The sequence below is a fragment of the Streptomyces sp. NBC_00285 genome, from assembly GCF_036174265.1.
Classification (GTDB): domain Bacteria; phylum Actinomycetota; class Actinomycetes; order Streptomycetales; family Streptomycetaceae; genus Streptomyces.
Genome location: NZ_CP108055.1, coordinates 4,740,225 through 4,764,379, shown reverse-complemented (window position 1 = coordinate 4,764,379; position 24,155 = coordinate 4,740,225). Strand labels below are relative to the sequence as shown.

At 69.9% G+C, this 24,155-nt stretch carries 24 protein-coding genes and 1 pseudogene; 10 read left to right on the top strand and 15 right to left on the bottom strand.

Features of this window, described 5'->3' with window-relative positions; all coding sequences use genetic code 11:
- The first annotated feature begins 146 nt into the window (after nt 1-146).
- From OHT57_RS21900 to OHT57_RS21890, 3 genes are all read left to right on the top strand, one after another.
- A complete protein-coding gene (locus tag OHT57_RS21900; protein WP_328748167.1) occupies nt 147-902 on the top strand; it encodes a GOLPH3/VPS74 family protein in 756 nt (251 codons plus the stop codon).
- A 338-nt stretch (nt 903-1,240) separates the two neighbouring features.
- Nucleotides 1,241-2,110 carry a helix-turn-helix domain-containing protein gene (locus OHT57_RS21895; protein WP_328748166.1) on the top strand — a complete coding sequence of 290 codons (870 nt, stop codon included), beginning with the start codon at nt 1,241-1,243 and terminating at the stop codon, nt 2,108-2,110.
- A gap of 190 nt (nt 2,111-2,300) precedes the next feature.
- Nucleotides 2,301-2,492 (top strand): DUF397 domain-containing protein, encoded by a 192-nt coding sequence (locus tag OHT57_RS21890; protein ID WP_328748165.1) that lies wholly within the window; start codon nt 2,301-2,303, stop codon nt 2,490-2,492.
- A gap of 262 nt (nt 2,493-2,754) precedes the next feature.
- On the opposite strand, the gene OHT57_RS21885 is transcribed toward OHT57_RS21890, so the two are convergent.
- The 3 genes from OHT57_RS21885 to OHT57_RS21875 all read right to left on the bottom strand — a co-directional run bounded on the left by OHT57_RS21885 (nt 2,755) and on the right by OHT57_RS21875 (nt 5,288).
- On the bottom strand, nt 2,755-3,624 hold the full coding sequence (locus OHT57_RS21885) for a MerR family transcriptional regulator (protein ID WP_328748164.1): 870 nt from the start codon (nt 3,622-3,624) through the stop codon (nt 2,755-2,757).
- Nucleotides 3,625-3,757: 133 nt separating this feature from the next.
- Nucleotides 3,758-4,261, bottom strand: coding sequence for a glutathione peroxidase (locus tag OHT57_RS21880; protein WP_328748163.1), 504 nt, complete (start codon nt 4,259-4,261; stop codon nt 3,758-3,760).
- A 19-nt stretch (nt 4,262-4,280) separates the two neighbouring features.
- Nucleotides 4,281-5,288 carry a helix-turn-helix domain-containing protein gene (locus tag OHT57_RS21875; RefSeq protein WP_328748162.1) on the bottom strand — a complete coding sequence of 336 codons (1,008 nt, stop codon included), beginning with the start codon at nt 5,286-5,288 and terminating at the stop codon, nt 4,281-4,283.
- A gap of 71 nt (nt 5,289-5,359) precedes the next feature.
- Between OHT57_RS21875 and OHT57_RS21870 the strand changes: the two genes are divergently transcribed.
- Nucleotides 5,360-6,598, top strand: a complete 1,239-nt coding sequence (locus tag OHT57_RS21870) for an MFS transporter (RefSeq protein ID WP_328748161.1) — start codon at nt 5,360-5,362, stop codon at nt 6,596-6,598.
- On the opposite strand, the pseudogene OHT57_RS21865 reads toward OHT57_RS21870, so the two are convergent.
- The 6 genes and pseudogenes from OHT57_RS21865 to OHT57_RS21840 form a co-directional block, all read right to left on the bottom strand.
- Nucleotides 6,569-6,658, bottom strand: a pseudogene (locus OHT57_RS21865) (DUF397 domain-containing protein); the annotation flags it as partial. The gene OHT57_RS21870 and the pseudogene OHT57_RS21865 overlap by 30 nt on opposite strands.
- Before the next feature lie 70 nt (nt 6,659-6,728).
- Entirely contained in the window at nt 6,729-7,886 is a 1,158-nt protein-coding gene (locus OHT57_RS21860; protein WP_328748160.1) for a DUF2235 domain-containing protein, read from the bottom strand.
- Nucleotides 7,887-8,103: 217 nt separating this feature from the next.
- Nucleotides 8,104-8,754: an N-acetylmuramoyl-L-alanine amidase gene (locus OHT57_RS21855; RefSeq protein ID WP_328748159.1), complete on the bottom strand. Its 651-nt coding sequence runs from the start codon at nt 8,752-8,754 to the stop codon at nt 8,104-8,106.
- 247 nt (nt 8,755-9,001) lie between these two features.
- Nucleotides 9,002-9,679: a polysaccharide deacetylase family protein gene (locus OHT57_RS21850; RefSeq protein ID WP_328748157.1), complete on the bottom strand. Its 678-nt coding sequence runs from the start codon at nt 9,677-9,679 to the stop codon at nt 9,002-9,004.
- Nucleotides 9,679-10,347 (bottom strand): glycoside hydrolase family 11 protein, encoded by a 669-nt coding sequence (locus OHT57_RS21845; protein ID WP_328748156.1) that lies wholly within the window; start codon nt 10,345-10,347, stop codon nt 9,679-9,681. Before OHT57_RS21845 ends, OHT57_RS21850 begins: the two co-directional genes overlap by 1 nt.
- A gap of 233 nt (nt 10,348-10,580) precedes the next feature.
- The gene (locus tag OHT57_RS21840) at nt 10,581-10,949 is read right to left on the bottom strand and encodes a winged helix-turn-helix transcriptional regulator (protein WP_328748155.1); all 369 of its coding nucleotides are present in this window, start codon (nt 10,947-10,949) and stop codon (nt 10,581-10,583) included.
- A gap of 106 nt (nt 10,950-11,055) precedes the next feature.
- On the opposite strand from OHT57_RS21840, the gene OHT57_RS21835 reads away from it, so the two are divergent.
- The 6 genes from OHT57_RS21835 (at nt 11,056) to OHT57_RS21810 (ending at nt 18,162) form a co-directional block, all read left to right on the top strand.
- Nucleotides 11,056-11,706, top strand: a complete 651-nt coding sequence (locus OHT57_RS21835) for an FMN-dependent NADH-azoreductase (RefSeq protein ID WP_328748154.1) — start codon at nt 11,056-11,058, stop codon at nt 11,704-11,706.
- A 190-nt stretch (nt 11,707-11,896) separates the two neighbouring features.
- Nucleotides 11,897-12,019: a hypothetical protein gene (locus OHT57_RS21830; protein ID WP_328748153.1), complete on the top strand. Its 123-nt coding sequence runs from the start codon at nt 11,897-11,899 to the stop codon at nt 12,017-12,019.
- A complete protein-coding gene (gene helR / locus OHT57_RS21825; RefSeq protein WP_328748152.1) occupies nt 12,016-14,172 on the top strand; it encodes an RNA polymerase recycling motor ATPase HelR in 2,157 nt (718 codons plus the stop codon). The genes OHT57_RS21830 and helR overlap by 4 nt, the downstream gene beginning before the upstream one ends.
- A 136-nt stretch (nt 14,173-14,308) precedes the next feature.
- On the top strand, nt 14,309-15,757 hold the full coding sequence (locus OHT57_RS21820; RefSeq protein WP_328748151.1) for a glycosyltransferase family 2 protein: 1,449 nt from the start codon (nt 14,309-14,311) through the stop codon (nt 15,755-15,757).
- Between the two features lie 3 nt (nt 15,758-15,760).
- Nucleotides 15,761-16,891 carry a glycoside hydrolase family 113 gene (locus OHT57_RS21815; protein ID WP_328748150.1) on the top strand — a complete coding sequence of 377 codons (1,131 nt, stop codon included), beginning with the start codon at nt 15,761-15,763 and terminating at the stop codon, nt 16,889-16,891.
- The gene (locus OHT57_RS21810; RefSeq protein ID WP_328748149.1) at nt 16,888-18,162 is read left to right on the top strand and encodes an acyltransferase family protein; all 1,275 of its coding nucleotides are present in this window, start codon (nt 16,888-16,890) and stop codon (nt 18,160-18,162) included. Before OHT57_RS21815 ends, OHT57_RS21810 begins: the two co-directional genes overlap by 4 nt.
- Before the next feature lie 119 nt (nt 18,163-18,281).
- Here OHT57_RS21810 and OHT57_RS21805 read toward each other — a convergent pair whose 3' ends face one another.
- From OHT57_RS21805 to OHT57_RS21780, 6 genes are all read right to left on the bottom strand, one after another.
- Complete coding sequence (locus OHT57_RS21805) at nt 18,282-19,694, bottom strand: family 43 glycosylhydrolase (protein ID WP_328753281.1); 1,413 nt, start codon at nt 19,692-19,694, stop codon at nt 18,282-18,284.
- A 380-nt stretch (nt 19,695-20,074) separates the two neighbouring features.
- Complete coding sequence (locus tag OHT57_RS21800) at nt 20,075-20,386, bottom strand: SCO5918 family protein (protein ID WP_328748148.1); 312 nt, start codon at nt 20,384-20,386, stop codon at nt 20,075-20,077.
- Between the two features lie 53 nt (nt 20,387-20,439).
- Nucleotides 20,440-20,844 (bottom strand): CBS domain-containing protein, encoded by a 405-nt coding sequence (locus tag OHT57_RS21795; RefSeq protein WP_328748147.1) that lies wholly within the window; start codon nt 20,842-20,844, stop codon nt 20,440-20,442.
- A 52-nt stretch (nt 20,845-20,896) separates the two neighbouring features.
- Nucleotides 20,897-22,423, bottom strand: a complete 1,527-nt coding sequence (locus OHT57_RS21790; protein ID WP_328748146.1) for a DEAD/DEAH box helicase — start codon at nt 22,421-22,423, stop codon at nt 20,897-20,899.
- Between the two features lie 331 nt (nt 22,424-22,754).
- Nucleotides 22,755-22,958, bottom strand: a complete 204-nt coding sequence (locus OHT57_RS21785; RefSeq protein ID WP_328748145.1) for a cold-shock protein — start codon at nt 22,956-22,958, stop codon at nt 22,755-22,757.
- A 465-nt stretch (nt 22,959-23,423) separates the two neighbouring features.
- Complete coding sequence (locus OHT57_RS21780) at nt 23,424-23,759, bottom strand: MerR family transcriptional regulator (RefSeq protein WP_328748144.1); 336 nt, start codon at nt 23,757-23,759, stop codon at nt 23,424-23,426.
- Nucleotides 23,760-24,155: the final 396 nt, after the last annotated feature.

Genomic DNA, 24,155 nt, shown 5'->3' with positions numbered 1-24,155 from the left:
ATGTACCAGTGTCCTGTGTGTGGGGCTGTCCCAAGCGGTAGACGAGAACGACATACCTACTGGTTCCACTACAAACAGGTCACGCACCCTCGACAGACCAATGTGAGAGGGGTCACCCTGTCTTTCATCCACGCGGGGAGGCATGGATGGGCAGGAGCCGCAGAACGCTTCCGGAGGAGCTTCTACTGCTGGCGTTGGACCCGACCACGGGTACCACCGCACAGCCGCAGTCGCTCGACCTCGGACTGGCCGGAGCACAGCTAGTAGAGCTGGCGCTGGCCGGACGGATAGCCCCAGACGGGGATCGTATCGCCGTGGTAGCCCCACGGCCGACTGGAGATCCGACTTTGGACTGCGCGTTGGAGTTGCTGCGAAGGCGTGGCGCTCCCGTGCGGGCAGTGAACTGGATCGGCGGGCCACGACTGGGGCTCCGTCAGACCTACCTCTCGCATCTCGAGCGGTGCGGCATGGTGCATGCCGTGGCGGGACAGATGTGCGGAGTGCTGCCGACGACTCGCTACCAGGCGACGGACAACGAGATCAGCCGGGAGATCAAGGCCCGGCTGGATTCGGCGATCCGCACCGGCGTACCGCCGGACCCGCGGACCGCAGCGCTCGCCGCCCTGGCACACGCGGTCGGCCTCGGCAAGCACCTGTATCCGGGCAACGAGGGACGATCCTCGCGCTCCCGGCTGCGGGACCTCATCAGGCACGACCCGATGGGCGGTCTCGTCGCGCACGCGGTGATGGACGTCCAGAACGGCGTGGCGGCGCAGCCGCGCCGCAGCCCGGCACCCGTCGGCCGTCAGGCCGCCCCGGGAGTCAGGCCCGCACCGGAACCCGCTCGCGGCGTTCCGATGCAACCGCGCCGAGGACCGATGGCGCGCGCCGTGGCTCACTGAGCCGCAGTTCCACGGCACGCACGGTCGGGACAGCACGACCCGCACGACCGCACGACCCGCACCACTCAGCGCCGCCGCACCTTCAGTCCCCAGGACCGGTCCGGGAGCCGCTGGTCCGCGCGGGGCGACGGAACCGTACGTCCGTACATCGGGCGTGTCGGGTTCCGACGCCCCGCGCGGCCGCATGTCCGGGCCCTGTCCGCCACGTTGTTCTCAACTGACGTGCACGCGGCGCATATACGCGGTTTCCCAGCGGTAATAAGCACCTTGGTGGCAGTCTGCTCAACAGCAGATACGCAAAGTCAAGAACGAGGCACGCAGCCGGAGGTGCACGTCCCGTGGCGTCCAATGTGAATCCCACCGTGAGGCGGCGCCGGCTGGGCCAGGAGCTGCGCAGGCTCCGTGAGCTCAAGGGCATGACGGCCGAAGAGGTCGCCGAACGCCTGCTGGTGTCGCAGTCGAAGATCAGCCGGCTGGAGAACGGCCGGCGCAGCATCAGCCAGCGTGACGTCCGCGACCTGTGCGGTGTGTACGAGGTCGAGGACCAGCGCATCGTCGAGTCCCTCATGCAAATGGCCAAGGACTCGCGGCAGCAGGGCTGGTGGCACGCGTTCGGGGACATCCCGTACAGCGTCTACATCGGTCTGGAGACCGACGCCGAGTCACTGCGCGTGTACGAACCCCAGATCATCACCGGCCTGTTGCAGACCCGGCCGTACGCCGAGGCCATCGTGCGCGGCGGCGCACCCGAGGCGACGGAGACGGAGAACGACAAGCGCGTCGAGGTCCGGTTGCGCCGGCAGAGCCGGGTCGCCGCCGAACAGGACCCGCTGCGACTGTGGGTGGTCCTGGACGAGGCGTCCCTGCGCCGGGTCGTCGGCGGCCGGCAGATCATGCGTGAGCAGCTGGAGTACCTCGTCGAGATGTCCCAGCAGCCCCATATCACCGTGCAGGTCCTGCCGTTCGACGTCGGCGCGCACCCCGGGCTCAGCGGTCAGTACTCCATCCTGGAGTTCTCGGACGCGGCGGACTCCAGCGTCGTCTACATCGAGGGTGTCACCAGCGACCTGTACCTGGAGAAGGCGCACGACGTGCAGAAGTACACCGTGATGTACGAGCACTTGAGGGCGCAGGCGCTCAACGTCGACCAGTCGCGTCAGCTGATCGAGGACCTCGCCAAGGAGTACGCCCGGGAATACGCCCGTTGAGCTTCTTCCTGACAGGGCGGGCCGGATAGTACACCCCGGCCACGTCCATTTGGAAGAGTCCCTTGGAATATGCCGCCAGAAGAGTGAATGACTGCTCCGAAAGATGAGGCCTGCGAGTAGCGTCGATCACGCCAACGATCAGTAAAGGTTGGCGGAATCCGAACACTGCGCATATGGCTACGGAGCGAATATGGCAATTCGTCTGGGCGACCTGGACACATGGACGACCTCCACCTACACCAATGCCAACGGGGCGTGCCTGATGGTGCGGTCGGCTGAAGAGGAAGTACTCGAACTCGGCGACACCAAGATTCCCGAGGGCCCCAAGCTGGCCTTCCCTGCCGAGGCGTGGAGTGCCTTCGTGTCCTCGGTCAAGGTGTGAGGAGCGGATCGGTCTGATCCCCGTTCCGTTCACCCACAACTGCACACGACAACTGCACACGACAACTGCTCGCGACAACTGGACAAGCACGACCACAGAGCCCTCTCGACCAGATCGCCGTCCTTGCCGAGGGGGCTCGGCCATGGCCTGCGGCACTTCGGCCGCGGGATGTCGGTCGGCTGCGGGGCCGCGGCGGCAGGCCGCGCCCACCGGCCCGCACCCGTCGCACAACCCGCCCCGCCGCATCCTCAGGCGCCCGGTCTCACCTCACCGGAAACGCCACGTCGCACACCGGATCCTCCGGCCCCGCGGCCTCCCAGTCCGCGAAGTACACCTCGCGGCACGGCCCCGCCTGCGTGAGCCCGTGAGCCGTGATCCACTCCTCCACCGCCTCGAACGCGGCGATGATCTGCGGATGCGCCACCTGCGCCTTGGAGATCCGGGTGTACGCCAGTCGCTGCGCGGGCTCCACCCGTACCGCGGTCTCCCGGGACCGCCCCCGCCGCCCGGCCCACTCCAGCGCCGCATCCTCGTCCGCGACCGGCACACAGGTCTCGGCGGGTCCGTCGCTCTCCATCGACACCTCGGAGTGGTAGACGACGTACGGCGCCGCCGGGACCCCTCCGCACTCCAGGGCCGCCCGCTCCAGCCGCTCCAGCGAGGCGCCGATCCAGGCGGGCAGCTCATCGGCCAGCGTGTGCCGGATCTCGGTGATCACCACCTGTTCCGGCACGTCCACCGTCTCGACCACGAATTTTCCGTACATCTCGGAGCTCCTCCCCGACAGCCGTCCACGGAGGTACTCGGCGAGTGTGCGCTGCCGGGCCAGCCGTTCCTCCACGTCCGCCCAGTACGCGGCGAGCAGCTCGGCGCCCTCGGCGCCGCCCGCCTCCACGACCTCGGCGATCCGCGCGAGCGGCATGTCGAGGTGGCGCAACAGGGCCACGAGCCGGGCCTGTTCGGCCTGTCCGGCGCGGTAGTAGCGGTATCCGCTGGCCACGTCGACATACGCCGGGGACAGCAACCCGAGCCGGTCGTACAGCCGCAGCGCCTTGGCGGAAAGCCGGCAGCGGGCGGCGAACGCGCCGATGGTCAGCAGCTCTTTCTCGTCCACCTCGGCATCCTCCGTCACCGGACGGGTCCTTCCGCCCGGTGACGAAGACGCTCGACCCTGCCCCAGGGGCAAGGTCAAGCCGGGGCCCGTCGTCCGGGCGGACGACGCCTTTCGACACACGTTGCCTGTCGACACACGTTCCGGGCGAGCTCTAGGCGAGCGCGCCCTCCACGGCGGTGACGACGGTGTCCGACTCCGGCTCGGTCTGCGGCGAGAACCGGGCCACGACCGTCCCGTCCCGGCCGATGAGGAACTTCTCGAAGTTCCAGCGGATGTCCCCGCTGTGCCCCTCGGCGTCCTCGACACCGACGAGCCGCTCGTACAGCGCGTGCCGGCCCTCGCCGTTCACCTCGACCTTCTCGGTCAGCGGGAAGGTCACGCCGTACGTCGCCGAGCAGAACTCGGCGATCTCCTCGGCGCTGCCGGGCTCCTGCCCGAGGAACTGGTTGCAGGGCACGCCGAGCACGGTGAAGCCCTGCTCGGCGTACCGCTCCTGGAGCTTCTCCAGGCCGTTGTACTGCGGGGTCAGGCCGCACTTGGAGGCGACGTTGACGATGAGGACCGCCTTGCCGGCGTACTGGGCGAGGTCCGCGGAACCGCCGGTCAGGGCGTCGATCTCGACGTCGAGGGGAGAGGAAGTGGCATCTGTAGTCATGAGCGGATGCTAACTCCGCTCAGCGAAATCCCGGTTTCGGCGCCCGGTCACCGGCAGCGGCACCGGCCCCCGACGCCTCCACGAGCCCCTCCCCGGCCGCCGTCCGCACATACAGCACCGACCGCCCGGCCCGCCGCCGCTCCACGAGGCCCGCGTCCAGCAGCACCCGCAGATGCCGCCCCACCGACCCGAGCCCCTGCCCGGTCACGGCGACGAGCTGGCTGGTGCTCAGCGGGGAGTCCAGCAGGACGAGCGCCCGGGCCCGCCCGGTGCCGAGCAGCGTGCCCAGACTCGCGGGCACGCTCCGGGCGCCCGGGTCGGCGAGCGCGCCCGCGCAGCCGTAGACGAGGGCGTACCGGCCCGGCTCCTCCCAGGTCGCCCAGCCGCGTCCGTGGGTGACGGGGACGAAGACGAGTTCGGCGCCGCGGATGTCGCGGGGCGGGCGCTCGTGCCGGTTCACCTGGAGCCGGTTGTCGCCGAGCCAGCGGGTCTGACCCGGCAGCAGGGAGTCGATGACGGCCGCCCAGCCGCCCCGGCTCACCTGTGCGGTCCGGGCGACCACGTCCGCCTCCAGGATCCGCCGCCGACGGTTCCAGTACGGCAGTACGGTCCGCGTCCAGACGTGGGCGAGGAGCGCGGCCGCCCGCTCGGGGAGGTCGTCGCGCTCCAGGATCGCGGGGAGCGGACCGCGCAGCGAGACCCGGAGGTCGGCGCGGGCCGCGGCGGGGTCGGTCGCCCGGATGGCGGTCAGGGTCTCCTCCAGGGGTGTCCCGTCGCGCGGCAGCGGGGCGAGGAAGTCGGCGATCCACGACGTGCCCATTCCGGAGCGCACCAGCAGCGCGGTCACCGGGTCGGCCGCGAGATGTGCCCGGTAGCCGGGAAGGTGGGCGCGGAGCCAGGCCTCCTCGCCGGGGTGGGCGCCGGTGCCGGTGTTCAGCAGCCGCAGCGTCGCGAAGGTCTCGGTGAACGGGCAGACCACGAACCGGCTGCGGACGAGCGTGTCCGCGTCGACCTGCCACCAGCCCATCAAGCCCCCCGTGGTTTCGCGACCGCGCGAAACACTAACCGTCAGCCGCCGACCGCTCCGACACTCCCCGCATGCGCAGCTACCGCACCCTCCTCCGCACCCCGGAGTACGGCCCCTTCCTGTTCTCCTTCGCCGCCTACGCCGCCGCCCAGACGATCGGCGGCCTGGCCCTCGCCACGCTGGTCTACCGGGCCACCGACTCCCCGCTGCTGTCGGCGGTGAGCATGTTCGGGCCGCAGTTGGCGCAGTTACTGGGGGGCGCGTTCCTGCTCTCGGGCGCCGACCGGCTGCCTCCGCGCGCGATCCTGACCGTCATCTCCCTCGCCTTCGCGGCGGGTACGGCGGTGCTGGCGGTGCCGGGTCTGCCGATCTGGGGGATCTTCGTGATCCTGCTCCTGCAGGGCCTGGTCGCGTCCCTGGGCGGGGGAGTGCGCGGCGGCCTGATGAACGAGATCCTCCCCAAGGACGGCTTTGTCCTTGGCCGTTCGGTGTTCAACATGCTCTGGGGCCTGATCCAGATCACCGGCTTCGCGACGGGCGGCGCCCTGCTCACGCTCCTGTCCCCGCGCGCCTGCCTGGTCCTCACGGCGGCGTTCTACCTGCTTTCGGCCCTCGTCACCCGCCTCGGCCTCACGGCCCGCCCGCCCCGCTCCTCCGGCCGCCCGTCCGTCTCCGCGACCTGGCGTACCAACGCCCTCCTGTGGTCCTCCCGCCCCCGCCGCCTGGCGTTCCTGGGCCTGTGGGTCCCCAACGGCCTGATCGTCGGCAGCGATTCGCTCTACGTCTCCTACGCCCCCTCGGCCGCCGGCACGATGTACGCGTGCGGGGCGCTGGGCATGTTCCTGGGCGACATGGCGGTGGGCCGCCTGGTACCGCCCGCGCTGCGCCCCCGCCTTGCGACCCCGCTGCGGTTGCTGCTGGCGGTGCCGTATCTGTTCTTCGTCCTACGACCGGGGGTGGCGCTGTCCCTGGTCGCCGCCACGGTGGCCTCCGTGGGCTTCGCCGCGAGCCTGGTCCTCCAGGAACGCCTGATGTCCCTCACGCCCGACGAACTCACCGGCCAGGCCTTCGGGTTGCACACCACGGGCATGGTCGCCTTCCAGGGCATCGGCGCGGCCCTCGCGGGCACACTGGCCCAACTCACCTCACCCGCGACGGCGATGACGCAGATGGCGGCCCTGTCGATCGCCGTGACCCTGACCCTCTCAGCGCTCGGCAAGCGCGAGGAACGACGTCCACGCGCCGGGCGTGACGGTGAGCGCGGGACCGCCGGCCCGCTCGGAGTCGCGGACGTGGACGGTACCGGGTGAGGCGGCGGCTTCGAGGCACGCGCCGCCCCGCTCGCCGCCGCAGCCGGATCCGAACCCCATGACGGGGCGTACGTTCCCCCGTCTCCACCCGTACAGGAGATCCGTACGGGTGGAGACGACTGCGGTGCTGTCACGAGGGCTGTCGGGCCGGGTCGTTCGGGGACCGAAGCCCGGGCAGCAGGAGCGGTGTCGTGGGACGGCGGGTGACCGGGAGATCGGGGACCGGCTCGATGTGGACCCCGTCCGGGTTGTCGAAGTACCTCCTGAGTTCGGGTGGTGCGTAGTGCTGTTCCGGGGTGTCGTAACGGAGTTCGGCCGTGGCGGCGACGAACTCGCGGCCGTCGAGACGGTGGTCGCGAGCGTTCCTGGACTGTCCGACGGGCCTGTTCAGCGGCCGGGTCAGGCGGTACAGCTTCGTGCGGGACTCGTGCAGGTCACCCAGGGGACGGTCCGCGCCAAGACCCAGGGCGGCGGAGTCGAACTGGAGGCCGTGCGCGGCCGCGTTGGCGACCATCCACCGCAGGGAGAGGTCGGACTGGGACGTGTCCGGGTAGCCGCCCCCGACGTCGACGTGCACTCCGCTGAACCACACCTGCTTCAGCTGCTGTCCCTGCTCCTCGGCGCCGGGCTGCTGGTGCCACAGGGCCGGCGCGAACGCCCTGCGCCTCTCGTCGACGGCCAGCGCGTGGAAGGCGCCGTCGACCCAACTGCTCAGCTCGGTGTTGTGGAAGGCCCAGAGGCGGTTGACCAGGGTGGCCAGCGGCTTGAGCAGGTGTGGTCCGGGGACCGGGATACCGAGGGCGCCGACCGTGTCCCAGACGCCGATGAACCGGATCCTCGTCGGGTGGGAGAAGTCCTCGCGGAAGTCCCTGGACTCCTGTGCGTCCGGCTCCTTGCCCCGGTCCCGGTACAGGTCCCACGCCTCCTGGAGCCGGTTCTCGTGCTCCAGCCGCAGGATCCCGGAGTTGCGCACCAGCCCGGCGAGACTGCGTGCGGTGAAGGCTCCCCGGCTGAACCCGAACAGGTAGAGCTCGTCGCCGGGTTCGTAGTTCTCGACGAGGAAGCAGTACGCGTCACGAACCTTCCGTGACAGCCCCCAGCCGAACGCGCCGCCCCGAAGCCGCTCCGACGGCCTTGTGCCGACGCCGTCCAGATAACGCACCCGCTGTTCCGTGCCCGTGGCGGTCACGGGGAGCACGGCCCGCGCGACCTTCGCCACATTGGTCCTGCACCGCTGTGTCGCCACGTTCCATGTTCCGTCGCAGCAGACCACCAGACGTCTTGCCATGGCATCCCACCTCCTGGGAAGTCCCCCGACCCCTGTGGAGAAGAGCCCGGAACCACCCGGCCGATACACCCCGGCCACAGAACCGGGCGACGGCAACCGGGCGACTGCAGGTGAATCCGGCACCCGGACATCCCGAAGTGCCGTCTCCACGGGGCGTGTTCAGGCCGTTCAGGCCACGACGGTGAAACAGTTCCGTCTTCTCGCCCGGGCCGTCCGGTCACGTGGACGCGGGGCTTGCCCCCCGGGCGGCCCGGCGGCTCGGCGGTACCGACTTGCCCGGCCCGGCGGCCAGTTGCCTCTTCACGTCGGCCCGGAAGTCGTCCATGTCGAAGCTCGGGTCGATCTTCCCGGGCTGCACCTCCTTGTGCCCGGCGACGGACTTCTCGCTCCAGCCGTGGGCCCGGCAGATCGCCGCCGCCCACAGCACGGCCTGCCGGTACTGCGCGTCCGGGTAGGGGTCCGCGCCCGTGCCGAGGTTCTCGATCTCCAGCCCGTACAGACAGTCGTTGCCGTCGGCCCTGGCCAGGTCGTCGTGGGGGAGCGGCCGCTCCTCGCGGATCGCGTTCAGGACGTCGATGTCGGCGTAACCCGCGTGGTTGGTACGGCCGTTGCCGATCATCCACAGTCCGGCGGTCCTGCCCAGCCACGCGTGGCACAGCGGTCCCGGCAGATCGGATCTGCCCTTGAAGCAGAGCTCCTTGTCGCCGTGCCCGCCCGTGTGGTGGATCAGCACCCCGATGACGGGACCGAAGGACTTCCCGGTCGCCGCCTCACGGTTGTGGGTCTTCCAGCCGGTGTGCTCGTGCACGGTGAGACCCTCGGCCTTCAGTGCGGCGAGCATCTTCGCGGCGGACAGGGGAGTGGCCATCGCTGCGGTTCCCTCCGGGGCGGCGCGCCGAGGACGCGCCGAGTAGGGGTCAGGTCTGGCCGCTCATGATTACGGCAGCAATGTGCCCTGCGGGGAGAATCGCGGCATTTCCAGCCGAACGGGGAGATCCTCGTACCGGCACGAGACATGCCTCGGCGCGGCGGCCGATGGATACGACCGCCGCGCCGGGGCCGGGTTGTCGTCGTGCCGTACGTGCTGCTCCCGTGGCTGCGTGGCCGGAGCCGGATCAGCCGGGAGCCACCGCCCGCCCGGTCTGGGGCGAGATCATGCCGGCGCACAGGCCCTTGGCGGTCAGGGTCTGGGCGATGCGCGGGATCGCCGCGCGGGTGTTGGCCGGCCAGTCGTGCATGAGGATGACCTGGCCGTTCGTGAGCCGGCCGACCGCCGCGACGATCGCGTCGGTACTGGCGTTGTTCCAGTCCTGCGAGTCGACTTGCCAGATCACCTCGGTCAGCCCGTACTTGGCCTCGACGGCCTTCACGGTCGCGTTGGTCTCGCCGTACGGCGGCCGGAACAGTCTCGGCGTACCGCCGCCCGCGTTGGCGATCGCCTGCTGGGTGCGGGAGATCTCCGAGTCGACCGTGGCCTGGCTCTGCTGGGTCAGATGCGGGTGGGTGTAGCTGTGGTTGCCGACCCACATGCCGGCGCTGACCTGGGCCCTGACCAGGGCCGGGTTGGCGGCGGCGTTCTGGCCCGTGTTGAACATGGTGGCCCTGAGGCCGTACTGCTTCAGGGAGTTGAGCAGGGTGGTGGTACTGCTGCCCGGGCCGTCGTCGAAGGTGAGGCCGACGTATCCGGAGCAGGCGGCGGCCTGCGTGGGGGCAGCGGCGGCGGGGACGGTGAGGGTGCCGGCGGCGGCCAGCGCGGCGACGGCCAGTAACGGGAAGTGCGCCCGGGCCCTCATCAGGCCACCGTGATGTTCGAGCTGCCGCTGCTCTGGTACCCCTCGGTCGCGAGGATCATGTAGTACTTGAAGCTGCCCATCGGCATGCCGGCCCGGGCCCATGCGTCGAAGTGGTTGCCGGTGGTGATGGTGCCGCCGGTCCGCTTCGACTGCCGGACGCTCCAGTACTGGTTGAAGGTCTTGGTGCCCTCCACGGAGGGGGCGTTGTAGCGGGTGGTCTGGTAGATGTCGTAGGTCCCGCCGTCGCTGGTGACCGTCCCCTTGTACGTGCCCGTGGGCCGGTAGGTGCCCCAGTTGTCGACGACGTAGTACTCGACCAGCGGGCTCGACGTCCAGCCGTAGAGGGCCAGATAGGCGTTGCCGGACGGGTTGAAGCTCCCCGAGTAGTTCACGGTCCTGCGTGAGCCGTTGCTCCAGCCCTTGCCGGCCACGAAGTTGCCGGTGTTGCGCCATGAAGTGCTGTAGTTGCCGCCGGAGTTCAGGGTCATGGAGACCGTGCTCTGGCTGTCGGTCCAGAACGAGTAGTAGTAGCCGTTGTTGGTCCCGGTCTGGTTGGTGGTGATGACCGTGGCCGCTTCGGCGGTGCCGGGCAGGGCCAGAGTGGCCCCGCCGGCCAACAGCAGCGCGCAGACGCCGCGACGCGTGGGGTGTGCGGGTGTGTCAGTCATGCCCCACAGTTTTGGTCTGCCCCTGTCAAGCGTCAACAGTTTCGGCAGATGTTTCGAATGCTTCGACAGCCCTCTCACCTGAGGAAACCGTCGAAATCTTTCGGAAGATCGTGGAGCGATGTGATCGAAAAGCGGGAACGAACTTCGAATGTTTCGAAGAATTTCCGGATCCCGACGTCAAGTGCCTGGCGGCAGGTGCCGGGCGTCAGGCGTCAGATGTCAGGCGTCAGATGTCAGGCGTCCGCGTTCACGCAGGGTACCGGCTCCGGCAGGTGTTCCTTCGCCCAGGAGGCGAGTTCCCTGAGGGAGGGCTCCAGCGCGGACCCCGCCGCGGTCAGCCGGTACCGGACCCGAAGCGGGGGCCCCTCGTCGACCTCGCGGAGCACGAGTCCGGCCGCGCCGAGTTCGACGAGCCGGTCGGCCAGCATGCGCTCGCTGAGGCCGGGGATGGCCCGGCGCAGATCGGAGAAGTGGGTCGGCTGACCCATCAGCACGGCCAGGATCGGGCCGTTCCAGCGCTTCCCGAGCAGCTGGAAGACGCGGGTGATGCCGTCGTCGACGCGCTTGCACGCCGCCGGGTCGTGGGTCTGCTCCGCCGTCATGGAGTCAGGGTACTACCGCGACGTAGGGTAGTGAAAAAAAGTAAGTACCTATGCTAGAAGTAGGTAGGTACGAAAAATCAGCTACGCACTTCTTATGGAGACACGCATGGCGACCCTGCTGCACATCGACTCCTCGGTCCTCCCCGGCGGAGCCTCCGCCTCCCGCGCCGTGACGGACGCCTTCCGCGGGGCCTGGCAGGACCAGCACCCGGCCGGCACGGTGATCTACCGCGATCTGGCCGTGGACCCCGTCCCGCACATCAGCGCCGACGCCCACACCGCCGGCTTCGCCGACCCGGCCACCCACACCCCCGGGCAGGCCGTGGCCTTCGCCGCCCGTCTGGAGCTCATCGAGGAACTGGAGGGCGCGGACGCGATCCTCATCGGTGCCCCGATGTACAACTACACGATCCCGTCGACCCTCAAGGCCTGGCTGGACAACGTGGTCCTCGTCGGACGCACCGGCGGCGAGAACCCCTCCGCCAAGGGCACCCCGGTCACCGTTGTCGCCAGCCGCGGCGGCTCCTACGCCCCCGGCACCCCGCGCGAGTCCTTCGAGTTCGTCCAGAACTACCTGGAGACCGTCCTCGGCAAGGCCCTCGCCCTCGACGTCGACTTCATCGTCCCCGAGATGACCATGGCCCCCCATGTCCCGGCCCTCGCCGAGTTCGTCCCGCTGTTCGAGGCCTCCCGTGAGCAGGCCCTCCAGGCCGCGGAGGCGAAGGCGAAGACGCTGGCCGAACGCTTCGCGGCCTGAGCCGCACGGAGCCGTAGGGGGTCGTACGGAGCCGCAGGGGGTCGTACGGGAAAAGAGAAAGGCAAGGAGGTCGCCCCACTCCTTGCCACTCTCAACCTATAGCGCACCGGGGGACTTGCGGCAAGGCCCCCGTCCTGGCGCAGAATTACCGGTCGAGGCCAGAAGCTGCCGTAAATGGGGTAATTGATACATGCATGTTGTTCTGTCCGCGTACGGTTCACTGCCGGTCGGGGCGCCGCCGCGCGCCCTGGTGGCCGTGAAGGCGCCGGTCGACATCGTCACCGCCGACCCCGCATCGGAGCTGCTGCCGTGAACCCCCTGCCCACCAGCGTGTTCGCCCTTCCCGAGCGGCTCTCCGCCAAGGCAGACCCGGCGCTGACCGCCGCCGACGAGCGGCACTTCGCGGACATCGCGGAGTGCCTGGAGGAGACGATCGCCGAACTGTCCGAGATCCTCGACGCCACCCGCAGGGCGCCCGGCGGCATCGGGCAGGAGGCGATGGACCGGGACACGGAGATCCACCGGCTGAGCGCCCGCCTGCGCACCCTGCGCCGCTTCGGCCTGGATCTGTGTCTCGGGCACATGGTCGGCGCGGACGACCCCGAGCCGGTGTACGTCGGGCGGCTCGGCCTCACCGACAGCACGGGCCGCCGGCTGCTGGTCGACTGGCGTTCCCCGGTCGCCGAGCCGTTCTTCGGTGCCACCCACGCCAACCCGATGGGGCTGGCGAGCCGCCGCAGGTACCGCTGGACCGCCGGCCGGATCGGCGACTACTGGGACGAGGTGTTCACCCCGGACGGGTTCGCCGGACACCATGCCTCCCTCGACGACCAGTCCGCCTTCATCGCAGGCCTGGGCAGCGACCGTTCGGAACGGATGCGGGACGTCCTCGGCACGATCCAGGCCGACCAGGACGCCATCATCCGCGCCGGATCCCGGGGCGCGCTCGTCGTCGACGGCGGCCCGGGAACTGGCAAGACCGTCGTCGCCCTGCACCGCTCCGCCTACCTCCTGCACTCCGACCCGCGCCTCGGTCACCGCCGCGGCGGCGTGCTCTTCGTCGGCCCGCACCGGCCCTACCTCGCCTACGTCTCCGACGTCCTGCCCAGCCTGGGCGAGGAGGGCGTGCAGACCTGCGTACTGCGGGACTTCGTGACCGAGGGAGCCGCGGCGGGAGTCGAGAGCGATCCGGAGGTGGCCCGCCTGAAGTCCTCCGCCGACCTGGTGCGGGGCATCGAGAAGGCCGTCGCGTTCTACGAGGAGCCGCCGACCGAGGGCATGACCGTCACGACCCACTGGTCCGACATCCCGCTGAGCGCCGGCGACTGGGCCGACGCGTTCGACGCGGCGGAGGGCGCCCCGCACAACGACGCCCGCGACCAGGTCTGGCAGGCGCTGCTCACCATCCTGGTGGACAGGCACGACGGCGACGCCCCGGAGAACCTGCTGCGCAAGTCGCTGCGGCAGAACAGGGAGTTGCTCACGGCGTTCAACCGCGCCTGGCCCCTGCTCGAAGCCGCCGACCTCGTCTCCGACCTGTGGACGGTCCCCGCCTATCTGCGGATGTGCGCTCCCTGGCTCGACCGCGACGACGTACAAAAACTCCAACGCGCGGACGGCCAGGCCTGGACGGTGTCCGACCTGCCGCTCCTGGACGCGGCACGGCAGCGGCTCGGCGACCCGGGGGCCTCACTGCGCAAGCGCCGGCACGAGGCATCCGTGGCCGCACAGCGCGAGCAGATGGCCACGGTCGTGGACAGCCTGAGCGCGGTCGTCGACGACGAGTACGGCATGGGCCTGGTGACGATGCTGCGCGGTGAGGACTTCCACCACGCCCTGGTCGACGAGTCCGCCCTGCACACCGCCGACCCGGACCTGCTCGCCGGACCGTTCGCGCACGTCGTCGTCGACGAGGCGCAGGAACTGACCGACGCGGAGTGGCAGATGCTGCTGCTGCGCTGCCCGTCCCGGAGCTTCACCATCGTCGGCGACCGCGCCCAGGCCCGGCACGGCTTCACGGAGACCTGGCAGGAACGGCTCGAACGGATCGGCCTCGACCGTGTCACCCTCGCCTCCCTGAGCGTCAACTACCGCACGCCGGAAGAGATCATGAAGGAGGCCGAGCCGGTCATCCGCGCCGTCCTCCCGGACGCCAACGTACCCACCTCGATCCGTTCCACCGGCGTCCCCGTCACCCACGGCTCCGTCGCGGACCTGACCCCGACCCTCGACACCTGGCTCAGCACCCACCCCGACGGCATCGCCTGCGTGATCGGCGCCCCCGCCTTCACCCCGCCGAGCCCCCGTATCCGCTCCCTCCCCCCGGAACTCTCCAAGGGCCTCGAATTCGACCTGGTCGTCCTCGTCGACCCGGAGCGCTTCGGCACGGGCATCGAGGGCGCGGTCGACCGCTATGTCGCGATGACCAGGGCGACCCAACGACTCGTGATCCTCACGAGCCCCTGAGCCCGACCACCCCGTCCTGTGACGGGAATCATCTTCACGAAAGGTGTAATCGTCATGCAAGGTTCCACTTAGCACTTCGGGCACTTTCCACCCCTGAGTGATCAAGTCGGCCTTCGGCGTACTCAAGTGGGTGATCATGACCATCTCTGCAACCGGAACGGATAGTTCCGCGTCCCGTCGCACCGCGCGGATGGTGAAGCGGCAGGCAGCCTGGAAACCGGGCTTCCTGCCCTTCCTGGTCACCGCGGCCCTCGCCTACGTCTTCTCCGCCACGCTGTACTCGCCCAGGGTGACGCTGATGGGCTGGGCGGTCACCGTCCTGTGGACGCTGCCCGTCGTCAGCTCGTTCGTCGGCGTCACCGGCGCCGCGCTGACCCGCCGCCGCATCACCCGCCAGCGCGGCTGGACCTCCGCGGAACCGGCGCTGCACGACCGGCTCGTCGTGCTCGTCCCGACCATCGGCCGCGACGACACCTACCCGGCACTGGAACGGTCGGTGCTGTCGTACTGCGCGTTCCTGCCGCGCTGGTTCCCCGCCCTGCGCATCGACATTCTCACCGAGGAGGGCTGCGAGGCCGCCGCCCGCATCGACGCCCTGGCCGCGCGCAACCCCCTGATGCGTGTGGTCACCGTGCCGAAGGCCTACCGCACCCTGAACGGCACCCGCTTCAAGGCCCGCGCCAACCACTACGCCCACGAGCTGCGCATCGCGGAGGGCGAGGCCCTGGACGACGTATGGGTGCTGCACATGGACGACGACACCGGTGTCGGCCCGGACACCGCCGAACAGGTCGCCCGTTTCATCAACGCCCAACGCCGTGCCGGCCCCGACGGCAAGCACCTGGCCCAGGGCATGCTGACCTATCCGCGCGAGAACGCCGTCAACCGGCTGACCTGGCTGGCCGACGCGATCCGCCCCGCCGACGACATCGCCCGCTTCGCCGTCCTCACCGGCGGCGGCACCCCGCTGGCCGGCCTGCACGGCGAACTGCTCCTGCTCCGCGCGTCCATCGAGGCCACCATCGGCTGGGACTTCGGCCCGGACTCCATCTGCGAGGACGCCCACCTCGCCCTGCTCTTCGCCAGCCGCTACAAGGGCCGCAGCGACTGGTTCTCCGGCCGCAGCTACGGCGCGTCCCCCGCGACCATGCGGGACTTCCTCAAGCAACGCGAGCGCTGGTCCTGGGGGTTGGTGGGCCTGGCCTTCAACCGCACCCTGCCGCGCCGCTCCCGGGCGCTGCTCATGTACAGCGTGACGACCTGGGTGATGGGGCCCTTCCAGCACGTCGGCGTCGTCCTCGCGGTCGGCGCGCTCCTCGGCGACCTCAACACCTCGCCCGTGACCCCGTGGATCCTGCCCCTGTGGGCGGTGACCATGGGCTACGCGGTCTGGATGTACTGGGAAGGCCTCAAGATCAACGCCTCGGTGTCGGCCAACGGCCGCCGCCTGTGGTGGGAGCCGATGGCCGTGGTCGCCCTGATGCCGTTCTTCGCTCTCTGGGAGGCGGCCGGGTCCTTCCGGGGACTGCTGCGCTGCCTGCGGGGCGTGGAGAACCAGTTCGTCGTCATAGCGAAACCGGCCTGACGTATGCGTATCCGCCTCTACGGCCTCGCCCTGCTCGTACTCCTGTCGACGGCCGCGTGCGTCTCCCCGACAGCTTCGACGGCGACGACCCCCGCGTCCCCGTCCCCGTCCCTGCCCCCGTCCCCCTCCGCGAGCCGGGCCCCGGCCCCCGCGAAGGTCGCCCGGCCCTGGCGCTCCGGCGACCCCCAACTCGGCGCGCAGGTCCTCTGGTACGCCTACCCGGGCGAGACCGACGCGTCCGTGCGCACCGACGCCCTGCGCGTGGTGAACCACATGGTCGGCACGCACATGAACGCGATCTCGGTGACCTTCCCGTTCACGACCACCGGCCCCACGGCGAACCGGGTCGCCGCCTCCGCCGGGACACCGTCCGTACGGCACCTGGGGATGCTCCTGGACACCGCGGCGGCGGCCGGACTGCGCATCACCGTGCGCCCCCTGCTCGACGAGAAGACCCTGCTCGCGAAGGACCCCCTGGCCTGGCGCGGCTCACTCGCCCCCACCGACAGGGCGGCCTGGTTCCGCTCGTACGAGGCCTTCCTCGCGCCCTACCTCACCCTCGCGGCCCGCCACCACGCGAGCACCTTCGTCCTCGGGGTGGAACTGACATCGCTGGAGGACGACCCGCGCTGGCACTCCCTGACCGCCGCCGCACGCAGGTCCTTCCCCGGTGAACTGTCCTACGACGCCAACTGGGACGACTACGTCTCCCGGCACGTCCCCGTCCCCGTCGACCACCTGGGCGTCGACGCCTACTTCCCCCTGGCCGGGCTCGGCGACGACGCCTCCGTCGCGCAGATCGCCGCGGGCTGGCAGCGCTGGCTGGACCGCAAGGGCACCGGGAAACTGCCCCGGATCGTACTGAGCGAGGTCGGCATCATCGCCGAGGACGGCGCCTACCGGCACCCGGCCGCGTGGACGGGCGGGGGAAAGCCCAACCCCACGGTGCAGAAACGCTGGTTCGAGGCGGCCTGCCGGGTCGCCCGGGACCGTGACATGGCCGGCCTGTACTGGTGGAACCTCGACTTCCACGCCGACCCCGGCGCCGGCACCCCGCCCGGCTCCCTCACCTCCTTCCTCGGCCGCCCCGCCGAGTCCGTCATCACCTCCTGCTTCCGGACCTGGCCGAGATGAACGAAGAGCGCTACCTGCACCGGCCGCCCGAGACGTACGGGCCCACACGTGCCGAACGGACCGAGGAACGGGCGGCCGACCCAGCAGGGTTTCCGGCGGTGTTCGCGGGCCCGGCCGCTGCCGTTCCCTTCGTGGGCGCCCCCCGCCTCCCGGCCCGCCTCACCGCGCCCGCGCCGGATCCGGTGCCGGCCCGGGATTCGGCGGACGAGACGAGCGGGAGCCGTTTCTCCGCCGTGGACGGCCTGCGGGGCGCGGCCGTGCTGACCGTTCTGCTGTACGACACCGGCGTGGGCGGCCGGTGGTTCTCCTGGACCGGCGCGGGTGTCGACGTCCTCCTGGTGCTCACGGGCTTCCTCACCACCCTGCCCCTGATCCGCAGGGCGACGGCCACCGGTACGACCGGTGTCCTGGGCTTCCTGACCCGCAGGGCCAAGCGCATGATCCCCGCGCTGCTGGTGTCGGTCGCCGCGACCTTCGCGGCCTGCTGGGCGCTGGGCCCGCCAGGCGTCGTCCGCGACCTGGCCCGGCAGGCCGCGTCGGCCCTCCCCGGTCACGGGGAGTGGGCCGACTGGCTGCGGGGGAGCCCCCTGGGCGCGGTCCCGACGACGGACTCACCGCTCGCTCCCCTGTGGCTGGGTGACGTCACCGCGCGTTCCGTCCTTGTGTGGTCCCTCCTGCTGGCGTGCGTCGGCCTCCTGGCCCGACGCCGACTCGCCGCGGTGACCCTGGTCGTCGCGCTGCTCACCGGTGCGGCGATCGTCGCGGCGGCCCGCGGGATGCTGCCCGGCGTCGTCACCGACCTGCGGGCACTCGCCCTGCCGGCCGGCGCCGGTGCCGCCTGCCTCGTGCACCTGGTCGAACGCGGCGGCCGCGCGGTGTCCCGCCCGGCCGCCGCACTGACGGCGACGACCGGCCTCGCCGCGGCGGCGGCCCTGGCGGTCTCGGCGGTCCTCCGAGGCGGCGGGCCGGGCGAGAACCGGTACGTGGTCGCGGTCGCCCTGGCCGCGGCACTGCTGACGGCGGTGCTCTGCACCGGCCGAGGCCCCCTGGCCCGACTGCTCTCGACCGACCTGCTCACCGAGGTCGGCCGCATGTCGTACAGCCTCTTCCTGCTGCACCTGCCCGTGTACTGGCTGCTGCGCCGCGGCCAGCCCGGCCTCAGCCACCTCGCCCTGTTCCTGGTCGGGGGCGTGGTGACCTGGTTCCTGTCCCTGCTCGTCCACTACCTGCTCATGGAACGCCTGGCGGGCCGCTCCTGGCGCTCCCGCTGACCCAGGGGTCTTTGACGGCCGGTGGCCTTGACGGCCGGTGGCCGGCGGAAATCCCTGCGGTTCGGCAGCCGGAACCCGCCCTGAGGTGTCCGACGTGTCCGGCCTGTCCGATCCGGGCTCTACTCGGCGTAGTACGTCGCGTCCTGCTGGTCCAGGGAGGTGCTGAGCGGCTGGAGCTGAAGCAGGCTGTTGTAGTGCCGGATGAAACGGCCCGGGAAGTTGTACGACTCGAAGGACACCCCGGCCGGGTCGGCGAGGCCCGCCCGCCGGGTGAAGGAGGCGTCGGCCAGGAAGGTGGCCGTGCCGTCGTTCTTCTCCACCCACAGCTCGTAGTTCTTGTGCCGGAGGTAGTAGCCGGGGAAGTTCGCCGACTCCAGCGAGACCGTCCCGGAGCCGGTCAGCCCGGTGACGATCCGGAACTGCGAGTCGGCGAGGTTGGTGACGTTCGCCTCGGTCTTCGCCCGGTACTCCCAGTGCCGGATGTACCGGTCCGGGTAGTTGAACGACGAGAAGCGCACCGGGGTGACACCGTCGGAGACCGGGATGCCGAAGTTCGGGGTGCCGTCGGCGTTCCAGTACAGCTTCTGGTAACGGGTGCGCCGGTTGGGGTCGTTGAGCGGATCGCCGCTGATGTCCCGGTAGTTGCGGTCGTGGTAGACGAGGACGTCGGACGTGCCGTCCTCGGAGACCGTGAAGGTGTTGTGGCCCGGCCCGTACTGCCCGGTCGAGGCGTTGCTCGTGAACACCGGCTGCGGACTCTTCGTCCAGGAGGCCGGGTTGAGCAGATCGGCGGAGGCGGACGCGGTCAGCAGCCCCAGGCAGTAGTTGGCGTCGGTGGCGCTCGCCGAGAAGGCCAGGAAGATCTTGCCGCCCCGCTGGATGACGGAGGGCCCCTCGTTCACCGTGTGCCCGATGACCTCCCAGGACAGCGTGGGCCGGGAGATCATTGCCGGAGTGCCGCTGATCGTCCAGGGGTTGGACATCTTCGCGAGGTAGATGTTGGTGCCGTCGCCGACGGCCGGGTCGTTCTGCGCCCAGCTCAGATAGCGGGTGCCGTTCACCACGAAGGTCGTCGCGTCGAGCGAGAAGGTGTCCAGGGGCAGCGCGATACGGCCCTTCTCGGTCCAGGTCCCGGTGATCGGGTTGGCGGACGAGGACTCCAGGACCCACGGGCGGATCTTCCAGATGTCGTTGGAGGCGCCGGCCGCGAAGTACACGTACCACTTGCCGTCGATGAAATGGATCTCCGGAGCCCAGATGTGGGCGCCCATGTCACCGCTGGCGTGCTTGGACCAGATGGTCGTCTCGGAGGCGGTCGCCAGGCCCTGGAGCGTGGTGGCGCGGCGCAGCACGATCCGGTCGTACGCGGGGACCGTGGCGGTGAAGTAGTAGTAGCCGTCGGTGTGCTTGTAGATGTGCGGGTCGGCGCGCTGCTCGGCGATCGGGTTGGTGAAGGTGACGGCCGGGGAAGCCGGGACGGCGGCGAACGCGGGGGTGCCGACGACGGTCGGCACGGTCACGGCGACGACCAGGGCCGTGCAGGCCTTGAGGAGCGTGCGTCGGCTGGTCGAGCTGCTGCGGATGCGGTCCACGGCGGGTCTCCTTCAGCGGCCTGTTCCCGGGCCGACATGGTTCGATATATGGAACGACGTACGGAGTTTCGACCGAAAGATAGATTTGGGGCGTGAGTGAGTCAATGTTTCCGACAGGTTGAATTCCGGTTGACTGCCCACGGAAGTCGGAGGCCGCTCCTCGTCCTCGACGCGGACTCCCGTTTCCAGGCCGGACTGCGCGCAACGCCGCGGTGAGGAACCCCTCGTACGCACTGATGGTCCGACCGGAGCATTCCGGTCGGACCATCAGTGCTGCTTCGACAACGGCGGTGGCGGCTCGCGCCTGCCTGTCCTGTCGGTCAGACGGCCGCGGGGGTCCCGAGCATCGCGGAAGCCTCTTGGAGCGGGCTCAGCGCGAGCGTGGGTGCGGCGGCCGGGGTGACGTCGCGGCAGGTGAAGCCGAGTTGGGCCATGGCCCGGAGGACTTCGGCGGCGCTGAAGTCGCGGCGGTCCTGGCGTGTGACGACCTGCCCGACCTGCTTGGCGGGGTAGGTGCGACGGCCGACGATCACGGACGCCCCGACGACCTCCTCGGGCTTGACGCCCTTCATGGATTCCAGGACGCCGTGCTTGGTGAGGTCGAAGGGGAAGCGGGCGATGACGCAGCGCATGATGCCTCACAGGGAGAAGAACGAGGGAATGGTTCTGCCGCGGTGTGGATGGTTCAGCTGGTCAGGGCGAGGACACCCAGGGCGTTGCCGTGTTCGTCGACCACGGGCAGGGCGTCGAGCAGAAGGTGACGCATCGCCTGCTCGGCTTCGGCCATGGTAGTCAAGGGGGAGGCGAAGGGCCCCGGGTCGACGAGGATGTCCCGCAGCTGGACCCGGTCCGTGTACACGGCGCTGTCACGGACCGCGGTGAGCCGGTCCCGGGTGAGGAGCCCGGTGCACGCGCCGTCGTTGTCGCAGACGAGCAGGTGCCCGGTGCGGGCGCTCGCCATGACGGACAGGGCCACCTCGACGGTCATGTCGTCGCAGACCTGCGGTCCGGCGGTCTGCATGGCGTCGGCCACCGTCCTGGGTACGCGAGCGGCACCAGAGGAGCGGGGCTGCATCTGAACGATCGTCAAAACGTGCCTCCTGCAGAGGTGGGCCAGTTTCCTCAACCTGAACACGAAGTAATTACGCCGCCGCGTTGAACGACGACTGCCGTCCGGTCCTGCGCCGGGCAGCCGACGCGGGGCTGCGACGGCCGCGTGACGATGACGTACTGCGCTCACGCCGTTCGGCGACCGGCGCGGTGATCGTCACGGGAATACCGGAGGGCGTCTGGGCTCCGGTGATCAGGCCGAGCGCCTCTTCGCCGGTGCGGATCTGGGTGGTCTCGGGCACGATGCCGGCGTCGTTCATGAGGCGGCTCATGTCACGGCGCTGGTTGGGGGTGACCAGGGTGACGACCCTGCCGGACTCGCCGGCGCGCGCGGTACGTCCACCGCGGTGCAGGTAGTCCTTGTGGTCGGTCGGCGGGTCGACGTTGACGACCAGGTCGAGGTTGTCGACGTGGATGCCGCGGGCGGCGACGTTCGTGGCCACGAGCACGGTGACGTGCCCGGTCTTGAACTGGGTCAGGGTGCGGGTGCGCTGCGGCTGCGACTTGCCGCCGTGCAGGGCGGCGGCCCGGACACCGCTGTTCAGCAGGTCCTGCGTCAGCCGGTCGACGGCGTGCTTGGTGTCCAGGAACATGATCACCCGGCCCTCACGCGCCGCGATCTGCGTCGTCGTCCAGTGCTTGTCCGCGCCGTGGACGTGCAGTACGTGGTGCTCCATCGTGCTGACCGCACCCGCGGACGGGTCGACGGAGTGGACGACCGGGTCGGTGAGGTAGCGGCGGACCAGGCGGTCGACGTTGCGGTCGAGGGTGGCGGAGAAGAGCATCCGCTGACCCTCGGGGCGGACCTGGTCCAGGAGCGCGGTGACCTGGGGCATGAAGCCCATGTCGGCCATCTGGTCGGCCTCGTCGAGGACGGTGATCGCGACCTGGTTCAGCCGGCAGTCACCGCGGTCGATGAGGTCCTTGAGCCGTCCCGGCGTGGCGACGACGACCTCGGCTCCGGTGCGCAGCGCGTTGGCCTGCTTGCCGATCGACATGCCTCCCACGACCGTGGCGAGACGCAGCTGCACCGAGCGGGCGTAGGGGGTGAGCGCGTCGGTCACCTGCTGGGCCAGCTCACGCGTCGGCACGAGCACCAGGGCCAGCGGCTGGCGGGGCTCGGCGCGCTGTCCGGCGGTCCGGGCCAGCAGGGCCAGGCCGAAGGCGAGGGTCTTGCCGGAACCGGTGCGCCCGCGGCCCAGGGCGTCGCGGCCCGCGAGGGTGTTGGGCAGGGTCGCGCCCTGGATCGGGAACGGGACGCTCACACCCTGCGCGGTCAGCGCGGCCAGCAACTGCTTGGGCATGTCGAGGTCGGCGAACGCCTCGACCGCGGGCAGGGCAGGAGTGATCGTCTCCGGCAGGGCGAACTCACCCTGGACCGCTGCGGGCCGCCGGCCGTAGCCGCCGGAACGGCTCGGGCCCCCTGAGCGGCTCGAACCCCCAGAACGGCTCGGGGTGGACGATCCGAAACGGCTGCCCCGATTCGAACCGGCGCCGAAAGCGGTGCCGTCGCCACGGTTGCGGCGGGAAGAGCGGTCATTCGTACGTGCGGAGTTCATCGAGAACCTTCCTTGATACGGCACGTATCAAGGAATTCCCGCAGCGGAAGCAGCGCGGGGAATCTCAAGAACGGACCGAATGGAATGTGAAAAGGAATCTGGGAAGTGCAGTGGATCGGGCGTGGATTGCATCGACGGAATTTCTGACGCCCTGATGGACGTGAAATCCCGGACGTCGGACGTCCACCGGTTGTGCCCTGGACGGGGCGCGTGCCCCTGGAGGGGGTGTGGGCGCTTCCCGTCCCACAGGTCACACCACTGCGGGAAATGTCCGCAGCTGGGGCCCGCACCCCGAGGGATGCGGGCCCCAGCTGCGAAGTGTGCGTCAGCGTCAGGCGAGGACGATGTTCTCGGCCGTCGGGCCCTTCTGGCCCGACGCGATGTCGAAGGTGACCTTCTGGCCTTCGACCAGCTCGCGGAAGCCCTGGGCGGCGATGTTCGAGAAGTGGGCGAACACGTCGGCGCCCCCACCATCCTGCTCGATGAAGCCGAAACCCTTGGCCGCGTTGAACCACTTCACTGTGCCTGACGCCATGTCATATCTCCTCTTGGGCAGTACGCCGGGACCCGCGATGCACGGTTACCGGGTCGCCGCGATGATGCCCCGTCCGGAAAATGACCGGCTGTACGAAAACGCCGCCGGCGACTGAAAAAACCGGCGAAGGCGCTTGAAGTTTTTGGGAACCACAACTGCAACTGAGATCGACAGTAGCACGAGGCGATGGCCCGAGGGCGATAAATTCCTTTACCCCGTCGATTGCGGCAAAAACACTTTCCGCGTGACGTGTCAAACTCTCACCTGGCGGCCATAGATATTGGCCCACTCGGACCGCAGCGTTTCAGGAGCGCGGGCGCCGTTAAGTGCTCAGAAGAGCGCGATTATTCCGGGGGTGGTCAGCAGGCGCGACCGTCTGTTCTCCGAGCGGCACGGCACGGCGCAGCAGAACGCCCACGCCGAAGACGTGGGCGAGGGGCTCCCGGACCGTGACCACGCGTGCCCTCAGGCGGCGGGCGGTCGGGACGCTTCGGCGGCGCGACGGTATTCGGCGTTGATGCGCTGGGCGTCCTCGAGTTGGTCCTCGAGGATGACGATGCGGCAGGCCGCCTCGATGGGAGTGCCCTGGTCGACGAGCGCGCGAGCACGGGCGGCGATGCGCAACTGGTAGCGGGAGTAGCGGCGGTGGCCACCCGCGGAGCGGAGCGGCGTGATGAGGCGGGCTTCGCCGATGGCCCGGAGGAAGCCCTGCGTGGTGCCGAGCAACTCGGCGGCCCGGCCCATGGTGTAGGCGGGGTAGTCGTCGTCGTCAAGACGCCCGAACGAGTCGTCTGCTGTCATCGCACCTCTCTGTGGAACGCGTGGAGGGGCCCCGGTGCCGTATGGCACCAGGGCCCCGAAGGAAACTGCTACACCATCTGCCGGCCCTGGTACTGCGCCGGCCTTCTGTTTCCGCGGGCCCGACCTGAGAGCTGTCGGGGTTGCGGGGATCGCGGTTGCTCGACCGGAGACCACCTCACTATCGATGTCCTGCGGTACCCGGGCCCAAGATGCTCGCCCGGGCGATCCTGATGGTGCCTGGATCCTCCGTTCTTTCCCTCTGGCTGAGCTGATTTACCTTGCGGGAACTGCGTACTGCTGGTGTTGCGACCTGCTGGTACTGCGTATTGCGTACTGCTGTGTTGCGAACTGCTTGTGGCCTGTCACAGCGCCACTCTTCGGCAGCCAGCCCCGTCG

What these genes read in the sequence shown, in the direction of transcription:
- OHT57_RS21900 (WP_328748167.1), top strand. Translation starts at nt 147, where the DNA reads ATGGGCAGGAGCCGCAGAACGCTTCCGGAGGAGCTTCTACTGCTGGCG.
- OHT57_RS21890 (WP_328748165.1), top strand. Translation starts at nt 2,301, where the DNA reads ATGGCAATTCGTCTGGGCGACCTGGACACATGGACGACCTCCACCTAC.
- OHT57_RS21880 (WP_328748163.1), bottom strand. Translation starts at nt 4,261, where the DNA reads ATGACTACAGATGCCACTTCCTCTCCCCTCGACGTCGAGATCGACGCC.
- OHT57_RS21875 (WP_328748162.1), bottom strand. Translation starts at nt 5,288, where the DNA reads ATGGGCTGGTGGCAGGTCGACGCGGACACGCTCGTCCGCAGCCGGTTC.
- OHT57_RS21870 (WP_328748161.1), top strand. Translation starts at nt 5,360, where the DNA reads ATGCGCAGCTACCGCACCCTCCTCCGCACCCCGGAGTACGGCCCCTTC.
- OHT57_RS21860 (WP_328748160.1), bottom strand. Translation starts at nt 7,886, where the DNA reads ATGGCAAGACGTCTGGTGGTCTGCTGCGACGGAACATGGAACGTGGCG.
- OHT57_RS21855 (WP_328748159.1), bottom strand. Translation starts at nt 8,754, where the DNA reads ATGGCCACTCCCCTGTCCGCCGCGAAGATGCTCGCCGCACTGAAGGCC.
- OHT57_RS21850 (WP_328748157.1), bottom strand. Translation starts at nt 9,679, where the DNA reads ATGAGGGCCCGGGCGCACTTCCCGTTACTGGCCGTCGCCGCGCTGGCC.
- OHT57_RS21845 (WP_328748156.1), bottom strand. Translation starts at nt 10,347, where the DNA reads ATGACTGACACACCCGCACACCCCACGCGTCGCGGCGTCTGCGCGCTG.
- OHT57_RS21840 (WP_328748155.1), bottom strand. Translation starts at nt 10,949, where the DNA reads ATGACGGCGGAGCAGACCCACGACCCGGCGGCGTGCAAGCGCGTCGAC.
- OHT57_RS21835 (WP_328748154.1), top strand. Translation starts at nt 11,056, where the DNA reads ATGGCGACCCTGCTGCACATCGACTCCTCGGTCCTCCCCGGCGGAGCC.
- OHT57_RS21830 (WP_328748153.1), top strand. Translation starts at nt 11,897, where the DNA reads ATGCATGTTGTTCTGTCCGCGTACGGTTCACTGCCGGTCGGGGCGCCG.
- OHT57_RS21820 (WP_328748151.1), top strand. Translation starts at nt 14,309, where the DNA reads ATGACCATCTCTGCAACCGGAACGGATAGTTCCGCGTCCCGTCGCACC.
- OHT57_RS21815 (WP_328748150.1), top strand. Translation starts at nt 15,761, where the DNA reads ATGCGTATCCGCCTCTACGGCCTCGCCCTGCTCGTACTCCTGTCGACG.
- OHT57_RS21810 (WP_328748149.1), top strand. Translation starts at nt 16,888, where the DNA reads ATGAACGAAGAGCGCTACCTGCACCGGCCGCCCGAGACGTACGGGCCC.
- OHT57_RS21800 (WP_328748148.1), bottom strand. Translation starts at nt 20,386, where the DNA reads ATGCGCTGCGTCATCGCCCGCTTCCCCTTCGACCTCACCAAGCACGGC.
- OHT57_RS21790 (WP_328748146.1), bottom strand. Translation starts at nt 22,423, where the DNA reads ATGAACTCCGCACGTACGAATGACCGCTCTTCCCGCCGCAACCGTGGC.
- OHT57_RS21785 (WP_328748145.1), bottom strand. Translation starts at nt 22,958, where the DNA reads ATGGCGTCAGGCACAGTGAAGTGGTTCAACGCGGCCAAGGGTTTCGGC.
- OHT57_RS21780 (WP_328748144.1), bottom strand. Translation starts at nt 23,759, where the DNA reads ATGACAGCAGACGACTCGTTCGGGCGTCTTGACGACGACGACTACCCC.